The organism is Victivallis vadensis, assembly GCF_003096415.1.
Lineage (GTDB): Bacteria > Verrucomicrobiota > Lentisphaeria > Victivallales > Victivallaceae > Victivallis > Victivallis vadensis.
In genome coordinates, this window is the sequence record NZ_QEKH01000051.1 from 1 (window position 1) to 24,288 (window position 24,288).

Genomic DNA, 24,288 nt, shown 5'->3' on the forward strand with positions numbered 1-24,288 from the left:
AGAGTAACTTCACATCAGATGGTCAGCATCTGGAGGTTCCGCGCGTGACCTCCGGCGGCAGCAGGCGCAGGGAGTGCCCGGCGTCGGCAAAAAAGCCGACGCGGTCGCCGACCGGAGCGGTGTGCCGCTCAGGTACCCGCTTGCCTGTCCACTGTAGAGCCTCCCCCCGGAGGGAAAGGCGGTACGCCTTTCCCGGATCTGAAGTATTCGGCACCGGCACCTTGCCGGTCGGGTTCCAAGGGCGAAGCGCCTTGGTCGCCGAAGGCGAAATCCCGGATTTACCGGGGAGTTTCGATCATTCCCATGCGTTTGGCGACGATGTAGTTGCCGACGTTGTCGCCGGCGACGTTGCAGGCGGTTTCAAACATGTCCATCAACGGATTGATGCCGATGGCGAGCGCGACGACCGTTGCGGTCTGGCTGTCGGAGAGGCCCATGTTGGAGAGCACCATAAAGAGCAGGAAGATACTGCCGCCGGGAATTCCTCCCGCGCCGACCGAGGCGAAGATTACCGAAACGACCAGCACGAAAATCTGGCCGATGCCGAGCGGAATCCCGAAAATATTGGCCGCAAGCACCGCGAAAACCGGCAGATGAATGCAGACTCCGTCCATGTTGATGGTGGCGCCGAGGGGCAGCGCAAAGCCGGAGAGCTGGTTTTTCACATGGAGCTTGTCTTCGGCGGCGAGGAAAGAGATCGGGAGAGTGGCCGCCGAGGAACGGGTCAGGAAAGCGGTGATGATCGGCTCCTTGATCTTCGACAGCACGCTGTACGGATTTTCGCGGGTGAAGACGAGGATGAACAGGGGGTAGATCACGAAGATCATCATCAATACTCCGGCGATCACGCATCCGGCGATCCGCAGATAAGGACCGAAAAGTTCCGTGCCGTACAGCGCGAAATTCACGGCCGTAAGCGCGAAAACACCGATCGGAAAGTACTCCATGATCCAGTCGATGATTTTAAACGAAGTGACCTGAGCGGCATCGAAAAGGTCGAGCATCAGGTTTACCGGGGAGGATTTTCCCTCCTTTTCATAGTTTTCCAGAACGGCGCGCGCCGCGAGGCCGAAAAGAATGGAAAAGACGATGATCGGCAGGAACCTGCCCTCCGCGAGAGCCTGAAAGGGGTTCATGAAAAGTTCGTTGATGAACCGGCCGAAGCCGCCGCTGCCGCCGCCGGTTTTCATCTGGCCGGCCTGGGCGAGCAGGCTTTCGGAAACGGAACTGGTGTTTTTCATCGCCGGATTCAGGAAGATCGCCAGCGCGGTGCCGAAGACGCTGGCGAAAAGGCTGGTCAGGAAATACCAGACGATCACCGCGAGGCCGAGCTTGCCGAACTTTTTCAGCGGCAGGCTGGCGGCGCCGGTGACCAGCGAAAAGAAGATGATCGGAATCACCGCCATTTTCAGCATGGAGATCAGGACGGTTCCGAAGGGGGAGAGGAATCCCGTCGCATGTTCCAGCCATTCCGTTCCCAGTGGACGCGCCAGCAGCCAGGAGCCGATTCCGGCGCCGATTCCCAACAGAAACGCCGCGATGATCCGGTAGACCAGCGGCGTGGCGAAATAAGCGTGCAGCAGTTTTTTCATATCAGGATGACTTCCCTGTGAAATTTTTCAAAAAGACTGCCTAATATATCATGGGATGGAAAGGATTGCAAGTGGGAGAAATCGGTGAACGTCCTGCCTGTAATGATAAATTCCTCCCGGGGAATTTATCTCCGGGAGGAATTTATCATAGGACAGGTCCTGTAAAAACGGAGCCTGCCGGGCGTATGTTTTGCCCGCGATTATTTCTTATCGTCGGTATCGTCGTCCACGATCTCCTGGAAGACCTGACCGTTGTCGCTGGTGTCAACGGTACGCATGGCCAGATCCTTGAAGAGGCGGATGATGTCGATCGTGCCGCCGACCGAGAACCACACCGTCGAAATCACGCCGACAATAGCAGGTATAATCAGAGAGGTGATGTAGAAGTAATTACTCCACCACTCATTGGGCCACGGTGAAATAGCATTCCAGATTACCACGACAATGAACGTGAGCCCCAACTGGTAGATGAAACTGTAAGTGAATACGCTCCAGGCGATGATTTTATCGCCGCGCGTGTAGTCCGGCGTGATGCTGAGCAGCTTGGCGAACACATTGCGGAGGGTCCACTGCTGACGTTCCACGACGTGGCCGTCGCTGTATTCGCCGCGATGCAGGAGTTTGTCCAGATTGTACGGTTTGTAGGTCAGGAACGAACCGATGATATAGCTGCCGATCGCCAGCATCATCGAGATGAAGAAGATCTCGTAACTGTTGATCGGGAACTTCACCGCATCCATCTGCCACTGAATCCAGGGATTGAAAGGATCGCTGACGGTGCGCAGGAAGTTGTCCAGTGAATCGACCCAGCCCTGTTCCGCCAGGAACGGGTAGATGTGCAGCGCCCAGTTGCGCTGGAAAATCAGACCGAGCAGCGACGTGCCGCTGCCGAAGATCAGGGCGCACCACGCGCCAACCAGATTGCCGAAACGGGTGTACAGACCGAATACCATGATCGGGCCGGCTCCGCCCAGCCAGAAGGCGCACATGATCGTCGTGAACATGTTGATGTAGTCCAGCTGCGAGAAGAACAACGCCACGACCAGGAAGAAGAGCGACACGCCCACCGTGCACCAGCGCAGCAGAATCATGTGCGTCTTGGGGTCGAGAGGCTTCTTGAGGAAGGGCAGGACCATATCCTGAATGATGCACCCGGCCGCGTTGAAGATACGGCTGTCGTCGGTGGAGACCAGCAGCATCACCATCAATACGCAGAACAACCCCATCACGCCGACCGGGAGGATTTTGCCCATCATCGTGGGCATCATCATCTGATTGTAGAGCGAACGGAACTTCTGGAAGGAATGGCGCCCTTCGGGGGTGTCGCCCAGTTCATTGCGCACGATATCGAGATAGCGGGTATCGAGGTTGTCGTTCTGCGACAGCAGAATGTTGCGGTCGTGGGTGTCGTGCGCCTTGTCCGGGATCGCCCGCACCGTCTCGATGACCTTGGAGCGGACTTCCGGATCGGTGATCGCTTCACCGGCGACCCGTTCAGACAGGATCTTGCGCATTTCGTTGTTGGTCACGCCGAAGCGGTCTTTGTTGAACGCGAATTCCGGGCTGTTCATGAAAACCACGGTGATGATGCCGATCAGGATCATCATGATCATGGAGAAACCGTTGCGGAAGCTGCCGAGAATACCCGCCATTTTCTGCTCGTGCGGGGTCCGGCCGGAGTTGCTGGTATCGTTGCCGATCCAGCTTGCGCGGTTGATGACGGCTGAAACCAGATTGACGATCAAGGCAAATAAGTTGAAATCGCGGAGCTTGGCGATGTCATAGGGGTTGAGGAAACTTTCCCCCTCGACACGGTCGAGAAGAATCGGCGCAAGGTCGACGTTCCAGGAGAATTTCAGGATCACGAAACCGATGATGACCACGAAGATCGGGTAGCTCATCAATCCCTGGATCGAGTCGGTCACCAGCAGAGATACGCGGCCGCCCGGCCAGATGACGAGCGTCGCCAGCGTCAGGCACATCACGACGATGATGGCGTAGCACGGCAGGTTGATTCCGCAGATCATCACCTCATGCGGCAGGCCGAGGAAATAGATGAAGAAGTTGGTCGCAATGGCGGGCCCGATCGCATTGGTCACCATCTCCGCCATCGTACTGACGAAGGCGGTGATGAAGCGGAAGCTCCGGCTGCCGTAGCGCAATTCGATGAACTGCCCTTTGGAAAGACATTTGGTTTCCCGCCAGCGGTAGGTGCAGAAGCCGGTCAGCGCCAGCACGATTCCGATCGGCGCGGTGATGTTTGCCCAGAAAGCCACGCCGAATCCGGTCTGGTAGTATTGTTCCGCATTGGCGACGAGGGTAATCACGGAAAGCCCGGCCATTAAGTCCCCTACCGAGATCACATAACGCCCGGCCACGCGGCCGGCCGCCAGATAATCCACTACCCCTTTGACGTATCGTTTGGAAAAGAAAGCGATCCAAACGACAAACACGATCGGCAGGATGACGATCAGCCAATCAATCCACGACATAATTTTATGCCCCCCAATTCTTTCTCTTTTTACGTTTTTTTTTGTTTTCCGGGAATTAAAATGGAAGTAATATACCATGAGATTTCCAAAAGTAAAGGCGTGATTTGATTCGGCAGGCTTAAATAAATGCCGCACCTCCCGGAGAATCTTTGAAAATATAGATAATATATTATATGATTTGTATCAATGAATGAATTGATAGGAACTATAATGGATCTGTAATTTAATCGGAAAAATTATTACTGGTAAAGAAAAGAGAAATCAATTATTACTGATTTTGAACATGTGAAATTCTGCGAAACTTTGCAGGAAAGATTTTTCATTTTGCAATCCCTGAGTGTGGTTATACGTATTATGCGGAACGGGCGGCAGGCTGTATTGAACTGTTGCTCCGGCGGCGGGGCAGCGGACTGTTCCGGCTTTTTTCTTTGTGAATTTTCAGAAAGGAGACTTGACAAATGAACACCGGTGCATTATGTTGAACAGCGTATCAAAACAACAGGTGATATGTTGAACAATCGAATTCAGAGTGTGATCAAAGGTTGGCGATGGCAGTGGCGAAAGCCCGCTATGGCCAGTTTTGTCGCGCTTTGAAGCCGGTGTTTCATCAGAATGGGGAGCCGGTGAGGTAAAAGCGGTTCCCGGCAGAAAAAATTTATTCCGGTTATAGCGGGTCTGTTTCAAATTCAGAATCAGGCCCGCTTTTTTTTGTGTCGAAATTTCAGATCAAGTCTTAATAGAGGAAAAATGAAAATGGTTACGTTTGAGGAATTTGAACGAATGGCGTCCGGCGCCAACCTGATTCCGGTCTGCCAGCGGGTGATCGCGGATCTGGAGACGCCGGTTTCGGTGCTGGCGCGGCTGGCGGATGATGAAAACGTGTTCCTGCTGGAGAGCGTCGAGGCGGGCGAGAAGTTCGGCCGCTATTCGTTTATCGGGCTGAATCCGCGCGGCGTGTTCACCGTGGAACAGGGCAGGGCGTTCTATCAGGACCGGGAGGGCAGGCGGGAGCTTCCGGCGCCGGAGGGTGCATTCATGGCGCTGCGCGAACTGCTCAAAGATGTGCATCCCGCCGCCGCGCCGGAGCTTCCGCCGCTCTTCGGCGGTGCGGTCGGCTACCTCGGCTACGAAACGGTGCGCGAATTTGAGAAGCTGCCGGAGCCGAAGTCGGGCCTGACCGGAGCGGAGAGCGCGTTCCTGATCACCGACGAGATGATCATTTTCGACAATATCCGCCATACGATGATGCTGTCGGTCTGCGTCCGCCCGGAGGAGTACCGGACGCTGAGGGCCGCTTACGACGACGCGGTCCGGCGGATCGGCGAACTCAAGCTCCGGCTGCGGCAGGCCCCGCGGATTCCCGCTCCGGTTCCGCAGGCTGAACCCCGGCTGAAATCCAACATGAGCCGCGACGACTATATGGATATGGTCGAAAAAGCGAAAAAGCATATCTATGAAGGCGACATCATCCAGGTGGTGCCGTCGCTGAAGTTCACCGCCGAAATCGACCTGCCGCCGCTGCAGCTCTACCGGGCGCTGCGGCTGATCAATCCCTCGCCGTACACCTTCTATCTGAAGATCGGCAAACGGGTGCTGGTCGGTTCTTCGCCGGAGACGCTGGTGAAGCTGGAGGACGGCGCGGCTGTGGTGCGCCCGATCGCCGGAACCCGCAAACGCGGCGCGACTCCCGCGTTGGACCGCGAACTGGCCGACGAACTGCTCCGCGACGAGAAGGAACGCGCCGAACACCTGATGCTGGTCGATCTCGGCCGCAACGACCTCGGCCGGGTCGCGCTGCCGGGCAGCGTGCAGGTTAAGGACTTCATGACGATCGAGCGTTACAGCCATGTGATGCACCTGGTGACCACGGTGGAGGCGCTGCCCGCCGAGGGGAAGGATGCGTTCGACCTGGTCCGCTCGACGTTTCCGGCGGGGACGCTGTCGGGGGCGCCGAAAATCCGGGCGATGGAGATCATCCGCGAACTCGAGCCGGAACCGCGCGGCACCTACGGCGGCGCGGTCGGTTATTTCAGCTACACCCACAATATGGACCTCGCGATCACGATCCGCACCTTGCTGGTGGAGGACGGGAAGATTTCGGTGCAGGTCGGCGCGGGCGTCGTGTTCGACTCCGATCCGGCCGCCGAATACGAGGAGTGCTGCAACAAAGCCGCCGCGATGTTGAAATCCCTGAAACTGGCCGCCGCCGGCCTTGAACTCTGATGAGGTGAGAAGATGATTTTCGTACTGGATAATTTCGATTCGTTTACCTACAATCTCGTGCAGTATTTCCAGCAGCTCGACCGGACGGTGAAGGTGGTCCGCAACAACGCGGCCGCGGTGGAGGAGGTGCTCGGGCTGCGGCCGGAGGCGATCGTGCTTTCGCCCGGGCCGGGCCGCCCCGAAAACGCCGGAATCATGCCCGCATTGATCCGCGCCGCCGCCGGCAAGGTGCCGATGTTCGGCGTCTGCCTCGGCCATCAGGCGATCGGGCAGGCGTTCGGAATGCAGGTGATCCACGCGAAGCGGATCATGCACGGCAAGGTCTCGACGGTGGACCACGACGGCAGGGGGCTGTTCACGGGGCTGAGTTCGCCGTTCAAGGCGGTGCGCTATCACTCGCTGGCGCTCGATGAAACGACGCTGCCGCCGGAATTGGAGGTCACCGCCCGCAGCGAGGACGGTGAAGTGATGGGCATCCGCCACAAGGAGGCGCTGATCGAGGGGATTCAGTATCACCCCGAATCGATCCTGACTTCGACCGGAAAACGGCAGTTGGCGAATTTCCTTGAACTGGTCAACGCCCGCCGGCTGGGGAGGTGACGCGATGCTGACGAAGTATCTGAACAAGGTCCTCGCCCGGCGCGACCTGACGCCCGCCGAGATGGAGGAGGCGTTCCGGGTGATCACCGGCGGAGAGGTCGCGCATTCGCAGATCGGCGCGTTTCTGGCCGCACTGCGGATGAAGGGCGAATCCTGCGCCGAACTGGTCGGCGCGGCCCGGATGCTACGCCGCGCGGCGGCTTTCATCGACTGCGGCGGACGGGAGGTGGTGGACGTGGTCGGCACCGGCGGCGACGGTTCCGACAGCTTCAACATTTCGACTGCCAGCGCGTTCGTCGCCGCCGGGGCCGGGGTCACGGTCGCGAAGCACGGCAACCGCGCCGCCAGCAGCAGATGCGGTTCCGCCGATGTGCTGAATGCGCTCGGCTGCAACCTCGATGCGCCGCCGTCGGTGATCGAATACGCGATCAGTGAACACGGCATCGGTTTTCTGTACGCGCAGAAACTGCACCCGGTGCTGGCGAATGTCGCGGTGATCCGGCGCGAGCTCAGGATTCGCACGATTTTCAATATGCTTGGACCCTTGTGCAACCCCGCCGGGGCGCGTTCGATCGTGCTTGGGGTGTATGCTCCCGAGATGACCGAGCTGTTTGCCGGAGCTTTGCTGGAGCTGGGCGTGCGCCGGGCGATGGTGGTGCACGGGCTGGACGGCATCGACGAGATCAGCTGCGCTGCGCCGACCCGGGTTTCGGAGCTGCGGGACGGTGCGATCCGCACCCGCGAACTGCAGCCGGAGATGCTGCTGGAACGCACCTACGACGCGAAAGAGCTGAAGGGCGGTGACCCGCAGCGCAATGCCGAAATCCTGCTGTCGGTGCTGGACGGCTCCGATCAGGGGGCGCCGCGCGCCGCCGTGCTGCTGAATGCCGGAGCGACCGTCTACGTCGCGGGCGGAGCCGAAACGCTGGAGGAGGGCATCCGCAAGGCCGCCGGTTCGATCGACTCCGGCGCGGCGCTCGGCAAACTGAAAACCCTGATCGAGGTGAGTCATGGAACGCGTGCTTGAGAAGATCGTCGCCGCGAGCCGCCGCGAGCTGGCCCTCCGCAAAACGGCGGTTCCGGCGGCGGAGCTGGAGCGGAAACTCGACGGCCTGCCGCCGGTCCGGGATTTCCGGGCGGCGCTGACCGCTCCGGGAATGCAGGTGATCGCGGAGCTGAAAGCCGCGTCGCCGTCGAAGGGGATCATCCGGCAGCCGCTGGAGGTGGAAGCGCTGGCCGTCGAACTGGAACGTTCCGGGGCCGCCGCGTTGTCGGTGCTGACCGAACGCAACTACTTCCTCGGTGGACTGGAAAATCTGGAGCGGGCGCGGAAAGTCGTGGAACTTCCGCTGCTGCGCAAGGATTTCATCTACGATGAATACCAGATTCTCGAAGCGCGGGCGGCCGGGGCGGATGCGGTGCTGCTGATCGCGGCGATGCTGGTTCCGGCGGAGTACCGGCGGCTGCAGAAGTTCGCGGAGTCGCTCGGTCTGGCGGTGCTTTCCGAAGCGCATACCGCCGGGGAGATCGCGATGCTGCTCGACAACGGCGCTTCGATCGTCGGAGTCAACGCGCGCAACCTCTCCACTTTCGCTACCGATCTCGGCGTCGTCGCGGAGCTGATGGGGCGGATTCCGGCGGATAAGGTGCGGGTTTCGGAGAGCGCGCTGAAATCCAATGCCGACCTGAAGCAGATGAAGCGGCTCGGAGCCGATGCGTTCCTGATCGGGGAAACCCTGATGCGGGCTGCGTCGCCGGGAGAGAAGTTATGCGAACTCATTGCAAAGTGAAAATCTGCGGTCTGACCCGGCGGCGCGATGTCGAGCTGGCGGTCGAACTGGGCGCGGAGTATGTCGGTTTCGTGCTGGCCCCCGCTTCGCCGCGGCATGTGCCGCCGGAGCTGCTGCCGGAACTGACCCGCGGTCTGCCGGAGCACGTCCGCCGGGTCGGGGTGTTCGTGAATGAGCCGGCGGAGACGATCCGGCGGATCGCGGCGGGCAATCTCGATGTGGTCCAGCTGCACGGAACCGAAACGCCGGAGTTCGCCGCCCGGCTGGGGATGCCGGTCTGGAAAGCGGTTCATGTGGAAACGGAACGCGAACTGGAAATGCTGGAGCGGTACGACGTGGAGCGCTTCCTGTTCGACGCGGCTTCGGGCGGCAGCGGCGGTGTGTGCGACTGGCGCTTGGCGGCGCTGGCCGCGAAGCGATGGCGGATCATGCTGGCCGGCGGGCTGCGGAGCGGCAACATCCGTGATGCGGTGGAAACGGTAAAACCTTACGGCGTGGATCTCTCCAGTTCACTGGAGGAGGCGCCGGGAATTAAGTCGGAAGATAAAATGCGAGAATTTTTCAAGGAGATAAGAAAATGAATTCCCATTTCGGTATTTACGGCGGCCAGTATATCGCCGAAACGCTGATGCCCACGTTGATTGAACTCGAACGCGAGTACCTGAAAGCGAAGGAGGATCCGGAGTTCCGGCGTGAAATGCAGTATCTGCTGGCGGATTACGTCGGGCGCGAATCCCCGCTCTACTATGCGAAGCGGCTCAGCGACTATGCGGGCGGCGCGAAAATCTACCTGAAGCGCGAGGATCTGAACCACACCGGCGCGCACAAGATCAACAACACCATCGGGCAGGCGCTGCTGGCGCGGCGGATGGGCAAGACCCGGCTGATCGCGGAGACCGGCGCGGGGATGCACGGCGTCGGCACCGCGACCGTCGCGGCGCTGTTCGGGATGGAGTGCGACGTGTTCATGGGCGCGGTCGACGTCGAGCGGCAGGCGCCGAATGTGGAGCGCATGAAAACGCTGGGCGCGCGGGTGATTCCGGTCACAACCGGTTCGGCGACGCTGAAGGATGCGATGAACGAGGCGATCCGCAACTGGGTCGCGACTTCCGAAAACACCTTTTATGTGATCGGCACCGTGGCCGGGCCGCATCCGTATCCGGCGATGGTGAAGGAGTTCCAGTCGGTGATCGGCATTGAGAGCCGCCGCCAGATCCTCGCGAAGACCGGCAAGCTGCCGAAGGAGGTGCTCGCCTGCGTCGGCGGCGGCAGCAACGCGATCGGGATGTTCGCCGGATTTCTCGATGACAAGGAGGTGAAGCTGACCGGCGTGGAGGCGGGAGGCCGGGGCGTCGAAACCGGCGAACACGCCGCCAGCATCTGCGGCGGCAGGGTGGGGGTGCTGCACGGCTGCAAGACCTATCTGCTGCAGACGGACGACGGCCAGATCGTCGAGGCGTACTCGGTTTCGGCGGGGCTGGACTACCCCGGCGTCGGGCCGGAGCACAGCTATCTGGCCGATACCGGCCGGGTGCGCTACACCACGATCAACGACGACGAGGCGGTCGCCGCCTTCGACCTGCTTTCGCGGCAGGAGGGGATCATCCCGGCGCTGGAATCCAGCCATGCGGTCGCCGAGGCGTTGAAAGTCGCGAAGAATTACGGCAGGGAGGATGCGATCATCGTCTGTCTCTCCGGCCGGGGCGACAAGGACATGGACAACATCCGCAACTATAAAATGAATCAGGAGAAAGCGAAATGAGTACCCGTATCGATAAGACGTTTGAACGCTGCCGCAGTGAGAAGCGCGCGGCTCTGGTGGTTTACGCGACGGTCGGCTGTCCGTCTCCGGCTGAAAGCGAGGCGGTGATCGACCGCCTGATCGCAAACGGCGCGGATATGATCGAACTCGGCGTGCCGTTTTCGGACCCGATGGCCGACGGGCCGGTGATCCAGAAGGCGGGGCAGCTCGCATTGGCCGCCGGGGCGAAGTTCGACGACGTGCTGGCGATCGCCGGGCGAATCCGGGCGAAGTATCCCGAAACTCCGCTGATCCTCTTCAGTTACTACAATGTGCTGCTGAATCGCGGCCTCGACAAGCTCGGCGGAGAACTGGCCGCCGCCGGAATCGACGGCGTGCTGGCGGTGGACCTGCCGCTTGAGGAGCGCGGCGAACTGGTTCCGGTGTGTGAAAAATACGGCATCGACCTGATTCCGCTGGTCTCTCCGGCGACGCCGCCGGAGCGGGCAAAACGGATCGCGGCGGGCTGCGGCGGCTTCATCTACTACATCACCGTGCGCGGCGTGACCGGAGTGCGTACCTCGCTGCCCCCGGAACTGGCTGGGGAACTCGAAGCCGTCCGCAAACTGCTGCCGCTGCCGGTGGCGGCGGGTTTCGGGATTTCGACGCCGGAGATGGCGAAGGCGGTCGCCGCCCATGCCGACGCGGTGGTGGTCGGCAGCGCGATGGTCAGACATGTGGCCGACGGCGACGCCGACGGCGCGGTAAAACTGATCGCGGATATCGCGGCGGCCCTGAAGTAAGGAGCTTGGCTGTGGGGGACGGCCGGTATGGGATTTTTCCCGTACCGGCCGTATTTTCCGGTCAGTCGTCCGCGGCGATCGTCCACTTTGCAGTAACAAGGTGGGGCAATGAAATGACGGCGGGATCCGGGTACCGGAATGGCTACTGTTCGGAGAGCGGCGTGAGGTAGAACTCGTACCGGTCGCGCTTTTCCGGCGGAACCGGGAACGAAACCTTGCTGCCGCGCGGCGCGGCGGGAACTTCCACCGCCATCAGGCTTCCTTTCGGAAAAGAAACGCCGACGACCTTGTATTCGTTGGTGTAAAGCGGGTTTTCCACCTGAAGCGTCTGGGCGATATTTTTCTGGTACAGTGTGAAACGGAACTTTTCCTGATCCATATTTTGCAGAATGATGTGGGCATGGCCGTCGCGAGGGACGGAAAAAGTTTCCAGCAGAATCGCTTCCTGCTGATTTTTGCGGCAGTAGAGTCCGTATTCCCGTTTTTCCAAGGAACGCCTGAATTGTGAAATCCCGGCGGCGGCGCAGGCGTTGCGCCATTCCGCATTTCGCCGGTTCGACCACCAGTGGCCCGCGGTATTGAGGAAGAGCAGGAAGATCAGAACCAGAAAGAGCCAGACGGGCAATTCGATTTTTCTCTGCATATACTGTTTCCTTTAATAGTTTACCGTCCGGGACAAGATACCAGCCGAACCGGAAAAAAGCAAGGGGGAATGGAGAAAAACGGTTTGAAAAGACCGGCGCGCGGGATATGTTACTTCCTGTTCAACCATTCAATAAGCGGGGAGGCTTGCCGGTATGAATTATCGCCCGAAGGGAATGTGGGTGTGGGACCCGTGGTGTGTGGCCGACGGCGCCGGAACGGTGCATCTGTTTCATTTGCAGCAGTATGAACGGCCGGAGGACGGCGACTGGAATCTCTGTCCGATGGGACATGCAGTCAGCAATGACCTGCTCCACTGGAAAGAGCTTCCGTCCGTGCTGCCGCCGTCGGAGGCGGTGCGGGACGACGACGACCGGCAGGCGTGGACCGGCTGCGCCGTCCCGCACAACGGCCGGATCAACCTCTTTTACACGATGCGCGGCAGTGCCTCCGACGGCCGGATTCAGGCGATCGGGCTGGCGCGTTCGGAGGATGGAGTTCACTTTGAACGTTACTCCGGCAACCCGGTGCTGAGGCCGGACCCGCGCTGGTACTGCACTGCCGCCGCCCCGATTCCGGGCGTGGTCGACTGCCGGGATATGATGGTCATTCCCGCCCCGGACCGGCCGGGCTGGTACGGCTATTTCGCGACGCGGCGGCCCGGCGCCGACCAGGGGGAGGCTGCGGTGATCGGCCTGGCGTGGAGTCCCGACCTGATCCGGTGGGAACAGCTGCCGCCGGTGTTCGCAAGCACCCGGCACGCCTGCGTGGAGGTGCCGGATGTGTTTGAGCTGGACGGGCGCTGGTATCTGATCTGCCTGACCGGCATGGTATACGGCAGTTTGAATGATTTCACAGAGCCGGAGTGGAACTTCGGAACCGTTTACGCGGTCGCGGATTCGCCGCGCGGCCCTTTCGTGGAGCTTGCGGACAACTCCCTGATCGGCACCGCCCGCATGGGCGGCCCGCTGTCGCTGCGTCATCTGGAATTTGAGGGCGGATTGTACTGCATGTACACGGACCGGGAGAATATCGGGCGCGTCGACCACGCCGACGCCCATCTCGGCACGCTGACCACCCCGAAGCTGCTGCGCACGAACGGCGACCGGCTGGAGCTGGCCTACTGCGACCGGGTGGAGCAACTGGTGAAGCGGGAGATTCCGGTCGACCCGGAGTGGCTGCGGCAATTGGTCGGTGAGGACTACAGTCAGATCTGGCCGATGCGTCCGCTGCCGGTGGAATTCCGGGAGGACGGCGCGATCGGGCTGGAGCGGCGCAACACCTTCCGCATTCTGCCGCTCGGCGTGGCGGGAGTACGCAGTTATATTTTTGAAGTTGACGTGACGCTGCAGGACGCGGCGAGCGGCGGAGTAGCGGTCCGCATGGCGGAGGACCCGCGCGCCGACTGCGACCTGATCCGGCTCGACCGCGAGCGGGGCAAGCTGCAATTCCTGGGTTTCCGCAAGGCGGATTATTCGGAGAGATGCACGATCCCGTTTGAAGCGGGCTGTGAATACCGCCTCCGGGTGGTCGCCCGCCACGAACACATCGAGCTTTACATCGACGACCGCCTGTGCCTGTGCGTGACCCGCTACCGCTGCCCGGAGGGAGGATTGGGGCTGTTTACGGAACGCGGACGGACGGTGTTCCGCAACCTGCGCATCCGGGAGCTGGATATCCCCGGCCCGGCATCCGGGATGTGAAAGGGCGCCTGCCGCTTTTTCGGAAATCCGCACTTGCTTTTTGACGGGAACGGCTTTATTATAACAGATGCAAAACAATCCGCAACAACCAGAGAGAGGAAAACAGCGATGAATAAAGGCGACGGTATGAATTACGCCCCGGTCGGCAAGCCGGACCCGGTGGTGAAACCCGGAGAATTCGTGTTTGCGGCGATCGGTCTTGACCACGGCCATATCTACGGCATGACCAACGGGCTGCTCGAAGCGGGCGCGACCCTGAAGTGGGTCTACGATCCCGATCCGGAAAAAGTCGCCGCATACCGCAAGGCGTATCCGCAGGCCGCGGCGGCGGACTCCGAAGCGCGGATTCTGGAGGACCCGGAGGTGAAACTGGTGGCCGGCGCCTGCGTGACCGGCGACCGGGCCGCCCTCGGAATCCGGGTGATGAAAGCGGGCAAGGACTACTTCACCGACAAAGCGCCGCTGATTTCGCTCGAACAGCTCGACGCCGCGAAGGCCGCCGTCCGGGAGACCGGCCGCAAATATATGGTCTGCTTCAGCGAGCGGCTGCAGTCCGAGAGCGCCGTCTATGCCGGGCAGCTGATCGAACAGGGGGCGATCGGGCGGGTGCTTCAGGTATTGGGAATGGGGCCGCACCGGCTGAACGCGTCCTCCCGTCCGGCGTGGTTTTTCGAGCGGGCCCGCTACGGCGGCATCCTGTGCGATATCGGCAGCCACCAGATCGAACAGTTTTTGTACTACACCGGGGCGACCGACGCGAAGATCATCGCGAGCAAGATCGCGAACTACAACCATCCCGAATATCCTGAACTGGACGACTTCGGCGACGCCACGCTGGTCGGCAATAACGGCGCGACCGGCTACTTCCGGGTGGACTGGTTCACGCCGGACGGGCTGCGCACCTGGGGCGACGGCCGTACCTTCATTCTCGGAACCGAAGGGTATATCGAATTGCGCAAATATCTCGATGTGACCCGGGAAGGAGGCGGCGACCATGTGTTCTGGGTGGATAACAAGGGCGAACACTACTTCGACGCCGCCGGCAAGGTCGGCTTCCCCTACTTCGGCAAGCTGGTGCTTGACTGCATCAACCGCACCGAAAACGCGATGACGCAGGAGCACGCCTTCAAAGCCGCCGAGCTTTGCGTGCGCGCCCAGCTTCAGGCGGTCAAGGTCGAGTAGATGGCCGGAGTGTCGGAGGAAGAGCTTCGGACAGTCCGGTTCGAGCCGGAGATGATTCCGGTCTGCGCCCGGATCTATCTGGATGTCTATACCAATGAGCCGTGGAATGAAACCGTGGAGTCAGCGGAGGCTGTGGAGCGGTTTTTCCGCCGCCACGCCGCGGGCGGGGAATTCATCGGTTACGCGCTGTTGTCGGGCGGTCGTCCGGCGGGTTTCGCGATCGGTTTTGCCAAGCCGTGGATCAGAGGTGTGGAGTTTTATCTGGATGAACTCTGTCTGGCACGCGAATTTCAGCGCCGGGGCTTCGGCAGCCGCTTCATGGCGGAAATCCGGGCTGATCTGAAAAAACGCGGTTTGAACGGCATCCTGCTGAACACCTCGCGGCGCTGTCCTTCCTTCCGGTTTTACCGGAAGCTCGGTTTTGAACCGTTTGAGAAGCTGGTGGTAATGGGAGTGGAGTTCTGATGAAAGCTGTGGAATGCCGCCGGTTTTCCGCCGGCGAGGAGCCGCCGTGGGGACTGCTGCTGCTGGCCGACCCTTCCGGGGAAATGGTCCGGAGATACCTGGGGCGCAGTGAGCTTTTCGGCTGCTTTTCCGGGAAGGCGTGCATCGCGGTCGCTGCGGTGGTGCCGCTGGGGGAGGGCGTATGCGAATTGAAGAATCTGGCGGTGGCCCCGCCGTGGCAGCGGCGTGGAATCGGCAGGCTGCTGCTGGGCTATGTCTGCGACTGCTGTGCGGAAAATTTCCGGGCGATGGAAGTCGGCACCGGAAACTCCAGCATCGGCAATCAGCATTTTTACCGGAGCATGGGATTCCGCCGGTTCCATACCGACCGCGGCTTCTTTCTGCGGAACTACCCGGAGCCGATCGAGGAAGACGGCATTCCGTGTACCGATCTGGTGAAGTTCCGCAAGGCGCTGGCGCGGGAGCTCAGAACAGTTCGCGCTGACTGAACTTCGAGTTTTTAGGCAGCCAGCAGAACGGGGGGGCGGTGACGGCCCGGTTGTAAGCGGCGCACCAGCTGCGGTAATGTTCCAGCTTCTGCCGGAGAAGTTCGCCCAGTTCGCGGTAATCGGCGAGCTGTTCCGCCGCCGGTTCCGGGAGCGCATTGAGCTGCTGTTCTGTTTCGGAGTCGAGCTTGAACCACTCCGTGATCGGCCCGGTCAGTTCGGCGGCGAGTTCCGGATTGATTTCGCGGGCCACTTCCTGCCGCCGTTTCAACAGGGCCTCGATATGGAAACGGCACTGGTCAACCTGGCTGCGCCGCATTGCAACGCTGTTGAAAATAAAAATGAACACGCCGATACAGGCGAGCAGGGTAAGTTCGATTATCATGATGATTCCTCAAAAAAAATTCCGCAAATGGCGACTGGAGTTATAACTATACAGTTTCAACCAAGAAAATTCAATTTTTTTTGCTCAAACGACTTTAAAAATTTCAAAACCTTGCTATATTGAGAAACGTGATGCCAATATAGCTCAGTCGGTAGAGCAATTCACTCGTAATGAATAGGTCATCGGTTCGATTCCGATTATTGGCTCCAATTTAAAACACTGGAATCCAGCAGGTTGCAGAAGCAAGCCTCGCTGGATTCCTTCTTTTTCACCCAAATTGCCAGTTACCACACGTTACCCTCAGATTCCATTCTAATTTCCATCAAACTGCAACCAAACTGCAACCACGATTTTGAGGGTAAACTGCAACCCGCCAAGCAGAAAAATCCGGTGCAATTGCAACCCACTGTAAAAACAGCCTTTTATGGTTCGTTTCCCACCCCTTGGGAACTCCCTTTATTATTAAAATTCAGAGATTAAAGTGAGATTCTAACTCTGTCTGCATGGACAAACGCAACAGGATACCCGTCATTGATCGTTCATGTTCGATTTCAGAAGATGAGCGTGCGTCACCATAACCATCATGTATGTACGATAAGTATATAAGTATACTAATATTAATTGGTCGATATGGTTCTTCACGGTTGAGCGTAACGCTTTACATGAGCTGATTCGTTTCTCGCACGGTGCAGCGGCACTGTCAATCTCCGGAAGTACGGCGTCTGCCGGACCGGATTCCGGCAACGCGGTTCATGGGTGTGGAAAGCGTCTATACTCTCCGAAAAACACGATTTAACGGTCGAGTGTCAAATTGTCGATACTTGGCTGACCTTCGGCTTGACAAATGGATTTCCCGGTGTATCTTCCACGTCGATTCCGCCGGAAGTGTCGGAAGGATTTGGCGTGGGTAATGGAAAGTGAAAGGCGAATAACCGCGAGGGTATGGAGCAGAAATGAATGTGAAAGAGTTGTTTAGCGACCAAGTGTTCAACCGGAAGCTGCTCCGGCTGGCTTTCCCGATCACTTTGCAGAACCTCATGCTCGCGCTTGTTGCGGCGGCCGATGCGATCATGCTCGGACGGGTCAGCCAGAATGCGATGGCGGCGGTTTCGCTCGCCACTCAGATTCAATTCGTGCAGAACATGCTGCTCGGCGCGATTGTCAGCGGCGTCGGCATTCTCGGTGCGCAGTATTGGGGCAAGCGGGATTCTGGAAAGATGGGCGAAATTTTCAGCCTGAGTATCCACGAAGCGGTGTTGGTTTCGGCGGCGTTCTTCCTCGGCTGCCGCTTTATTCCGGAAAAACTCATGCTGCTTTTCGCCCACGATCCGGAACTTGTGGAGATCGGCGCGGAATATCTGCGGGTGGCAAGCTGGTCTTATCTGCTGACTGGCATTTCGCAGTGTTATCTTGCGATCATGCGCGTGAGCGAACATGCTTCCCGGTCGGCATGGATCAGTTCGGGTGCGGTGATTCTGAACATCGTTTTGAACGCAGTCTTCATCTTCGGCTGGTTCGGGGTGCCTGCGATGGGAGTGCGCGGAGCCGCATTGGCAACGGTCATCGCCCGCGTCATTGAACTGGCCTGGTGCATCGTCTCAAGTTACGAGAAGAGCTTCATCCCGCTGAGAATCAGGGAACTGCTTCGGTTTAACGCGGTGTTGTTCCGGGATTTCTGGCATTACACGTTGCCGGTGCTCGGGAGTTTCCTGCTCTGGGGAATCGGATTCACCTCGTATACGGCGATCATGGGGCATCTCGGGCCGGACGCGGCGGCGGCCAACGCGGTCGCTGCGGTGGTGCGCGATTTGATGTGCTGCCTCTGCAACGGCATTGCCGCCGGCGCGGGCATTCTGATCGGCAACGAGCTCGGGGCGGGGAACCTCTCCCTCGGGAAAGCCTACGGACAGAAGGCGATGATTCTCGCGTTCCTTATCGGCGGGCTCTCAACGCTGGTGATTTTGAGTTCGATTCCGCTGGTTTCCGGTTGTCTCGAGCTGACCGAACAGGCGCATCACTATCTGGTCGGCATGTTCGTGATTCTCTCGGTCTACATGATCGGGCGCTGTGTCTGCACGGTGGTGATCAACGGGATCTTCTCCTCCGGCGGGGACACGCTGTTCGATGTGTACAGTCTGGCGGTCTGCATGTGGGGAATCGCGCTGCCCTGTGCGTTTCTCGGCGCATTCTTCTTTCATCTTCCGGTGCTTGTGGTTTACGCCTGCACCTGTCTGGACGAGGTGGGCAAGATTCCGTGGGTGATGCTGCATTACCGCAAATACAAGTGGGTCAGGAATATCACCCGGAATTGAACGGGATATTGCAGCAGGGCGGCGGTAAACGTCTTTCTCATCTTTCGTCTTCGAATCGCTCCTTCAGCTTGCGGTAATAATTCCGGACACTCTTATCTCCTTCATTATCCAGAAAGAGGCAATACGGCAGGCTGTCCGTTGTCCGGTGTTTGGTGACACAGCGGCAACAGACGCCATGATTCGAACAATTCTTCTTCGGACAGGCACATTTTTTGACATTGGCGCAACTCATATCGTAATCCCCATAGTTACTGCAAACGTAAAGTACAAACCGATCAGCAGGAATATGATTCCGGTAATCCGCTGAGCCCAGAGTTCGAACATGGCCAGCCGGTGATATGTCCGGCCAAGCTGATTGACTCCAAACGCCAGCAGAAAAGCAAAAAACAAAACCGGCAGGCCGGTTGCCATCCCGTAGATCGCGGGCAGCAACAGCCCGGAGTTGAACTTGATCGCCAACGGGAGCAGGCTCCCGAAGAAGAGAACCGCCGAGGTCGGGCAGAACGACAGTGCAAAGATAATGCCGAGCAATCCGGCACCGGCAATACCCATCCGTTCAACCCTGATCCACAGACGTTCACCGATGCCACCCGAAATCGCGGGCAGCGTCAGAAGCTTCAGAAGTACCATTGCGACCAGAATCAGCAGCGGCCCCATCAGGAGATTCATATACTTTTGCAGCAGATGGGAAACCTCCGGCGCTGCCGTCAAGCCACCGGCCAGCAGTATTCCAAGCGACGCATAGGCGATGGTTCGACCGCAGGCATACAGAACTCCGGCTGCCAGTACCGCCGGAGCTGAACCGATCTTGCGTCCGACAAAGCTGATTGCGGCGATGTTGGTCGCCAGCGGACACGGGCTGATTGAAGTCAGGATTCCGAACCAGAATGCGGAGCCGATTGCCAAAGCGTATTCCATCACTTCAACATCCGCTCCAGACCGTTTCCGATATATTGCATGAATTGTTCCGGTTCACGGACGAGGTTCCAGATCTGGTCGAACTTCTCATATCTGTCACCTTTCTGCATAACCACGGTTCGGGTGGAAAGCTGAAAGTCCCGGATGTAGTGTTCCTTGGCCGGATCATCCACATTCACCGAACGGAAAACAATCTTGCCATCCGCAAGCTGATCGGCAAAGCTCTCCTGAACCGCCTGTTTCGTCAGTTCTTCAATCCGGTTGCAGGTCATGCAGCGCTGCGTACCATGAAAATAGTAGACAACAACGGCATCGGCCGGAACCGATACGGCGGTGGTATCCTCGTACCGGGAATTCAGCTCCCGGACAACCATTGCGGCAATGCTGAACAGAATCAGCGCCAGCAGCAGCACCGTCAGAATTTTCCGGGATACGCCGCTGCCGCCGCAACAGCTTCCTGAAGCGGACTTCTCTTCAGCCGACGAACAGCAGCAGGCATCCGGAGCCGTTGTTTCCGGGGAACCGGCACAGCAGCACGGGGTATTGGCTCCGGTCATTGCGGCAGTCAGCCGTTTCCCGATTTCTTCCGGCGACAGAACCTTGCCGGAGGAAACCACCTTGCCGTTGATTGCCAGCGCCGGGGTCATCATCACTCCGGCATCAGTGATTGCGTTGATATCGCTCACCTTTTCGAGTTCGATTTCAATGCCGAGCTCCCGTGCCGCTGTTTCCGCATTTGCCGCGAGTTTCCGGCACTTGTCGCAACCGCTTCCGTAGATTTGCATTTTCATGATAAAACTCCTGTTTCGGATTAATGAATGAACCAGTTGAATACATATCCGCCGATCACTGCGGTCAGAAACACCAGCGCGACGATGGCGGCGACCACACGGACCCTGAAGATCGAAAGCAGCATCGACATTTCCGGAATCGCCATACCCGCGCCGCCGATGATGAGAGCGATCACCGCGCCGAGACTCATTCCTTTCTGTACCAGAGCAAGACCGATGGGGATTGCGCTTTCGGTACGGATGTAGAGTGGAATCCCGATCAGCGCCGCCAGCGGAACCGCAAACAGATTGTCCGGTCCGGCGATTCCAAGTATCCATTCCTGCGGGATATAACCGTAGATCGTTGCTCCGATGGCGGTGCCGATCACCAGATAAATCAGAACGCCGAGCAGGTCGTCGTATGCTTTCCGGCAGGAAACGGCGAGTTTGCCTTTGAAGGTCGCCGGAACCGTCTCCTCTTCGCCGTTGCAGCAGGAAGCCGAATGCCGTTCCGCGACCTTGCGCACGAAGCGTTCGGCGCGGCAGACGTTCATCAGCCAGCCGCCGATCAGGGCGGCGGCGAAGCAGACGACGAAATAAACCAGGCACGCCTTCCAGCCCATCAGTGTCCAGACCATCGCCACGATAATCGGATTCAACAGCGGGGAGACCAGAACGAAAGTCAGAATCGGCCCGATGGAAACTCCGGCATTCAGAAGGCCGAGCGTAAGCGGAATCGTCGAACAGGCGCAAAACGGCGTTATGCTGCCGAGCAGCGCCGCCAGCAGATATCCCATTGGTCCCTTGCGCGACAGATATCGGTTCAATCGCTCTTTCGGAATATATTGCAGTGCGAGCGCCACCGCCGCGCTGATCGTCAGGAACAAAACCACCAGTTCCAGAAAGATAAAGCCGAAGTAACCGAGTGTATCCAACAACGTATTCATCATTCAGAAGCTCCCGTACAAGTATCCGGCGACCGTAGAAAACACCACCACCAGTCCAACGAACGCCGCCGTCTTCCGGAAGCCGATCACCTGATTGATCACCAGCATGGACGGCAGTGACAAAGCCGGTCCGGCCAGCAGCAGCGCGAGTGCCGGGCCTTTGCCCATTCCGGCTCCGATCAAGCCTTCGAGAATCGGAACTTCGGTCAGAGTTGCGAAGTACATGAACGCTCCGGCGAACGAAGCGAAGAAATTCGCCGCCAGGGAGTTGCCGCCGACCGCCCATTCCACGTACTCACTCGGGATCAAACCCTCCTGTCCCACCCGGCCAAGCAGCAGACCGGCGATCAATACGCCGAAGAGCAGCAGCGGCAGAATTTTTTTGGTGAAGTCCCAACTCGTTTCAAACCAGTTTCGGAGTTCCGGTTTCTTCGAGGTACTGGTAAAGAAGCCGATTCCGAGGAAGCCGGCAATAAACGCCGGCAGCGGATACGCCGGGAGAAGCAATGCGAGAAACGCCACCGGAATCGCCGTGATTACAACCTGCCACAGCGGCATTCCGAAATAACGTACCAGCATGACGCCGAGCAGAAGTGCCGATGCGGAAGTCAGATACCATTTGATATTCCAGATTGCCGCCCATACACTGTCACTCCCCTCCGGCTTTCCCCAGTTGGCGAAAACCAGAATCGCCGCCATGCTGCCGAAGTAAAGAACATTCTGCCACAACGGACGCCCATCGTCCGATTCCGGCTCATCGGCGGCAGCGGCTTTCGCCAGTTCTTCTTTGCGGAACAGCCAATGCATGCAAACGCCGATCGCAATACTCATGGCGATTGCTCCGGCGGCGCGGGCGATGCCAAGCTCCAGCCCGAGAATCCGCGCAGTCAACACGATTGCCATGATGTTGATTGCCGGGCCGGAATAGAGAAATGCCGCCGCCGGACCGAGTCCCGCCCCGCGTTTGTAGATTCCGGCGAAAAGCGGCAGAATCGTACAGGAACAGACCGCCAGAATGGAGCCGGAAACGGAAGCTGCCGCGTAGGCCGTCACCTTTTTCGCTTTCGGTCCGAGATAGCGCATTACCGCGCCCTGACTTACGAATACTCCGATCGCTCCGGCAATGAAGAGAGCCGGAATCAGGCAGAGCAGCACATGTTCGCGCGCATACCATTTTGTCAATTCCAATGCCTCTAAGACCGCATGGTCGAACCGGGCGGTTCCGACCGGCATCCAGTAACAGAGCGCGAACACTCCCGCCAACCCGGCCAGCCATTTCCATTGTTCCTTCCACATCAGCAATTCTCCTATATTTTGCCTAATGACCAAATGATTAATCAAAAAGAAGACATCTCAACGTTTCGACACGCAATCAAGCATGGCAAGAACGCAGGGACAAGCCAGACGGTAATAGACCGACTTGCCGCGTTTGTCATCCTCGATCACCCCGGCCTGTTTCAACACCGAAAGATGTTTGGAGATGGTCGAGAAGTCAGCGCCGACAGCTTCGACGAACTCACAGACGCAATGCTCCCCGTCTGCAAGTTGTTGAACAATCCACAGCCGCGTCGGATGTCCAAGCGCCTTGAACACTTCCGCCTCTCTCTTACAGCAATTCCGATCATACTTCAACATGGCACATCCTTTGTTATTTGGCAATATAACCATGTATTTGTAGAAATCAAGCCATTTTCGTCATAATCTGAAAGAAAAGTTGTCGATAGGCCATTCAAGCCCGCGTAATTCAAATAAAACTCAGATATATATTACTCTCGTGAATACAGCCCCATCGGTCGATGTCTGCCCGATGGGGCAGCTGTGTTTTAACATCACGGAGGTAATGAAAATGAAAATCAGAAAGAGTGTGCTGCAAGAAGCGTTGAAGGTGCTCGGTAAGGTGGTGTCGCAGACTTCTCCGGTGGAGATTCAGCGGTCGGTACGGTTTCTCGGTGTCGGGGCGCAGGTCTGGCTGACGGCAACTGACGGCGTGGAATCCGTCACGATCGAAGTGGCTGGCGATGCCGGAGAGATGGAGGATTTTGCGGTCGACTATAAGGCTCTGCGTGAGCTGATTCGTTCCACGCGCGGTGGTGAGGTCGAAGTGACCGGCAAACAGCTCAACTGGCCGGAAATGGAGGCCGTCCCGGATGACGCAGTGACGGTCGAGTTGCCGTCGGATTTCGGCAAACTGCTGGCATTGGCGGCCCCGGTGGTGGATCTGCGTGAAGCGCGGCTCGCGTTGCGGGGGATCAATCTTTCCCGCGACGGCGTGACCGCAACGAACGGCAAAGAATTGCTCAACCTGCCGTGTCCGTTGAAAATCCCGGAGGATATGACGCTGCCGTTTCCGCTGGCGCTGCTGATCGCACGGCCGGAGGGTGCAGGTACGCTGCACATCTGGCGCTGCCGGAATGAACGGCTGTTCCGCATCGTAATCGGCGGTTTCCAGTGGCAGGGCAAAGTATTGCCGGGCAACTTTCCCGATTGGAAACAGGTGATGCCTGCCGACAAGACGCTGGATTACCGGATCGAGATTTACGAGCCGGAACGGGTCATTACCTTCCTGAAAGCGGTTCCCGATTGCCCGCCGTTTCACGCGATCGAGCTGAACGTGGTTCCGGGCGGCGTCACCGTGATCCCGAACAATTTTCCCAATATGGAACTGCGGTTGGAAGCAACGGTGATCGGCGCTCAGCCCCGTGCGGTACTGGCGCTTAACAAATATATCCTGCTGAGGATGCTTCAGCTGGGCTATACGAAGTTCCGGGCACATTCGGATGGACGCATACCGGTCGTTGCCGAGGGCGGCGGCGGCCGGTATCTCGCGATGCCGATTCACATATTACCCAAACATCAACCCGAAAAGGAGACAAGCAAAATGGAAAATGTCAAACGCATCGAACATGCTGAAACCACAGCCGAGAAAGCCGTCGAGCCGGTGAATCCGATGGAGGAACTGAATCACTCCATCGAGGATCTGCGCGGCAAGCTCAAAACGCTGCTTGACGAATCGGCGCTTCTGGCCCGTAAGGTCAAAGAGGCCGTGCTTCAGCAGAAGCAGCGCGAACGCGAGTTCGTTCAGGCGAAACGCGCCATCGAACGCATCAGAATGGCGATCTAGCCATTCTGCTGATTCTGTTTCTTAAGGGTACCTCTATTTATTCAAGGATAAATTGAGATACGGCTGGCAAAAAAAGGAATATCGGAGTATATACAGTTATGAACAATATTGGAGACG

24 protein-coding genes and 1 tRNA gene are annotated in these 24,288 nt (G+C 58.5%); 15 read left to right on the forward strand and 10 right to left on the reverse strand.

The window, feature by feature from the left end; all coding sequences use genetic code 11:
* Positions 1–22: 22 nt before the first annotated feature.
* From C8D82_RS20890 to C8D82_RS19275, 3 genes are all read right to left on the reverse strand, one after another.
* The gene (locus tag C8D82_RS20890; protein ID WP_133245300.1) at positions 23–214 is read right to left on the reverse strand and encodes a hypothetical protein; all 192 of its coding nucleotides are present in this window, start codon (positions 212–214) and stop codon (positions 23–25) included.
* Between the two features lie 64 nt (positions 215–278).
* Positions 279–1,592, reverse strand: coding sequence for a dicarboxylate/amino acid:cation symporter (locus C8D82_RS19270; protein ID WP_116885926.1), 1,314 nt, complete (start codon positions 1,590–1,592; stop codon positions 279–281).
* A 200-nt stretch (positions 1,593–1,792) separates the two neighbouring features.
* Positions 1,793–4,084, reverse strand: a complete 2,292-nt coding sequence (locus tag C8D82_RS19275) for a sodium:solute symporter family transporter (RefSeq protein ID WP_165833207.1) — start codon at positions 4,082–4,084, stop codon at positions 1,793–1,795.
* Between the two features lie 753 nt (positions 4,085–4,837).
* Between C8D82_RS19275 and trpE the strand changes: the two genes are divergently transcribed.
* The 7 genes from trpE to trpA are packed head-to-tail and all read left to right on the forward strand — an operon-like array spanning position 4,838 to position 11,241.
* Entirely contained in the window at positions 4,838–6,307 is a 1,470-nt protein-coding gene (trpE, locus tag C8D82_RS19280; protein ID WP_116885945.1) for an anthranilate synthase component I, read from the forward strand.
* 12 nt (positions 6,308–6,319) lie between these two features.
* A complete protein-coding gene (locus C8D82_RS19285; RefSeq protein ID WP_116885928.1) occupies positions 6,320–6,907 on the forward strand; it encodes an anthranilate synthase component II in 588 nt (195 codons plus the stop codon).
* 4 nt (positions 6,908–6,911) lie between these two features.
* Positions 6,912–7,934 (forward strand): anthranilate phosphoribosyltransferase, encoded by a 1,023-nt coding sequence (trpD, locus tag C8D82_RS19290; RefSeq protein ID WP_116885929.1) that lies wholly within the window; start codon positions 6,912–6,914, stop codon positions 7,932–7,934.
* The gene (trpC, locus tag C8D82_RS19295; protein WP_116885930.1) at positions 7,918–8,697 is read left to right on the forward strand and encodes an indole-3-glycerol phosphate synthase TrpC; all 780 of its coding nucleotides are present in this window, start codon (positions 7,918–7,920) and stop codon (positions 8,695–8,697) included. The genes trpD and trpC overlap by 17 nt, the downstream gene beginning before the upstream one ends.
* Positions 8,676–9,278, forward strand: a complete 603-nt coding sequence (locus C8D82_RS19300; RefSeq protein ID WP_116885931.1) for a phosphoribosylanthranilate isomerase — start codon at positions 8,676–8,678, stop codon at positions 9,276–9,278. Before trpC ends, C8D82_RS19300 begins: the two co-directional genes overlap by 22 nt.
* Positions 9,275–10,459: a tryptophan synthase subunit beta gene (gene trpB / locus C8D82_RS19305; protein ID WP_116885932.1), complete on the forward strand. Its 1,185-nt coding sequence runs from the start codon at positions 9,275–9,277 to the stop codon at positions 10,457–10,459. The genes C8D82_RS19300 and trpB overlap by 4 nt, the downstream gene beginning before the upstream one ends.
* Positions 10,456–11,241 carry a tryptophan synthase subunit alpha gene (trpA, locus tag C8D82_RS19310; RefSeq protein WP_116885933.1) on the forward strand — a complete coding sequence of 262 codons (786 nt, stop codon included), beginning with the start codon at positions 10,456–10,458 and terminating at the stop codon, positions 11,239–11,241. The genes trpB and trpA overlap by 4 nt, the downstream gene beginning before the upstream one ends.
* Before the next feature lie 142 nt (positions 11,242–11,383).
* Here trpA and C8D82_RS19315 read toward each other — a convergent pair whose 3' ends face one another.
* Positions 11,384–11,884 carry a hypothetical protein gene (locus C8D82_RS19315; RefSeq protein ID WP_116885934.1) on the reverse strand — a complete coding sequence of 167 codons (501 nt, stop codon included), beginning with the start codon at positions 11,882–11,884 and terminating at the stop codon, positions 11,384–11,386.
* 154 nt (positions 11,885–12,038) lie between these two features.
* Here C8D82_RS19315 and C8D82_RS19320 point away from each other — a divergent pair, with 154 nt between their 5' ends.
* From C8D82_RS19320 to C8D82_RS19335, 4 genes are all read left to right on the forward strand, one after another.
* Positions 12,039–13,586 carry a glycoside hydrolase family protein gene (locus C8D82_RS19320; protein WP_116885935.1) on the forward strand — a complete coding sequence of 516 codons (1,548 nt, stop codon included), beginning with the start codon at positions 12,039–12,041 and terminating at the stop codon, positions 13,584–13,586.
* A 108-nt stretch (positions 13,587–13,694) separates the two neighbouring features.
* On the forward strand, positions 13,695–14,768 hold the full coding sequence (locus C8D82_RS19325; protein ID WP_116885936.1) for a Gfo/Idh/MocA family protein: 1,074 nt from the start codon (positions 13,695–13,697) through the stop codon (positions 14,766–14,768).
* Complete coding sequence (locus C8D82_RS19330) at positions 14,769–15,233, forward strand: GNAT family N-acetyltransferase (protein ID WP_116885937.1); 465 nt, start codon at positions 14,769–14,771, stop codon at positions 15,231–15,233. It begins immediately after the preceding gene.
* Positions 15,233–15,721, forward strand: coding sequence for a GNAT family N-acetyltransferase (locus tag C8D82_RS19335; RefSeq protein ID WP_116885938.1), 489 nt, complete (start codon positions 15,233–15,235; stop codon positions 15,719–15,721). The genes C8D82_RS19330 and C8D82_RS19335 overlap by 1 nt, the downstream gene beginning before the upstream one ends.
* Here the strand turns inward: C8D82_RS19335 and C8D82_RS19340 are convergent.
* Positions 15,699–16,103 carry a hypothetical protein gene (locus C8D82_RS19340; RefSeq protein ID WP_116885939.1) on the reverse strand — a complete coding sequence of 135 codons (405 nt, stop codon included), beginning with the start codon at positions 16,101–16,103 and terminating at the stop codon, positions 15,699–15,701. The genes C8D82_RS19335 and C8D82_RS19340 overlap by 23 nt on opposite strands.
* Positions 16,104–16,236: 133 nt before the next feature.
* On the opposite strand from C8D82_RS19340, the gene C8D82_RS19345 reads away from it, so the two are divergent.
* From C8D82_RS19345 to C8D82_RS19350, 3 genes are all read left to right on the forward strand, one after another.
* Positions 16,237–16,312: transfer RNA gene (locus C8D82_RS19345), tRNA-Thr, on the forward strand.
* A gap of 25 nt (positions 16,313–16,337) precedes the next feature.
* Entirely contained in the window at positions 16,338–16,583 is a 246-nt protein-coding gene (locus C8D82_RS20895) for a hypothetical protein (RefSeq protein WP_133245301.1), read from the forward strand.
* Positions 16,584–17,056: 473 nt separating this feature from the next.
* Complete coding sequence (locus C8D82_RS19350; protein WP_187144120.1) at positions 17,057–18,415, forward strand: MATE family efflux transporter; 1,359 nt, start codon at positions 17,057–17,059, stop codon at positions 18,413–18,415.
* 228 nt (positions 18,416–18,643) lie between these two features.
* Here C8D82_RS19350 and C8D82_RS19360 read toward each other — a convergent pair whose 3' ends face one another.
* From C8D82_RS19360 to C8D82_RS19380, 5 genes are read right to left on the reverse strand one after another with little or no spacing between them, the layout of a single operon-like run.
* Entirely contained in the window at positions 18,644–19,333 is a 690-nt protein-coding gene (locus tag C8D82_RS19360; RefSeq protein WP_206212444.1) for an aromatic aminobenezylarsenical efflux permease ArsG family transporter, read from the reverse strand.
* Positions 19,333–20,124, reverse strand: coding sequence for a nitrophenyl compound nitroreductase subunit ArsF family protein (locus C8D82_RS19365; RefSeq protein ID WP_116885942.1), 792 nt, complete (start codon positions 20,122–20,124; stop codon positions 19,333–19,335). The genes C8D82_RS19360 and C8D82_RS19365 overlap by 1 nt, the downstream gene beginning before the upstream one ends.
* Positions 20,125–20,144: 20 nt before the next feature.
* Positions 20,145–21,053, reverse strand: coding sequence for a permease (locus C8D82_RS19370; RefSeq protein WP_207776197.1), 909 nt, complete (start codon positions 21,051–21,053; stop codon positions 20,145–20,147).
* Positions 21,054–22,349, reverse strand: a complete 1,296-nt coding sequence (locus tag C8D82_RS19375; protein WP_116885948.1) for a permease — start codon at positions 22,347–22,349, stop codon at positions 21,054–21,056.
* A gap of 54 nt (positions 22,350–22,403) precedes the next feature.
* Entirely contained in the window at positions 22,404–22,685 is a 282-nt protein-coding gene (locus C8D82_RS19380; protein WP_116885943.1) for an ArsR/SmtB family transcription factor, read from the reverse strand.
* A gap of 211 nt (positions 22,686–22,896) precedes the next feature.
* Here C8D82_RS19380 and C8D82_RS19385 point away from each other — a divergent pair, with 211 nt between their 5' ends.
* Positions 22,897–24,171, forward strand: a complete 1,275-nt coding sequence (locus tag C8D82_RS19385; RefSeq protein ID WP_133245302.1) for a beta clamp domain-containing protein — start codon at positions 22,897–22,899, stop codon at positions 24,169–24,171.
* Positions 24,172–24,288 lie beyond the last annotated feature (117 nt).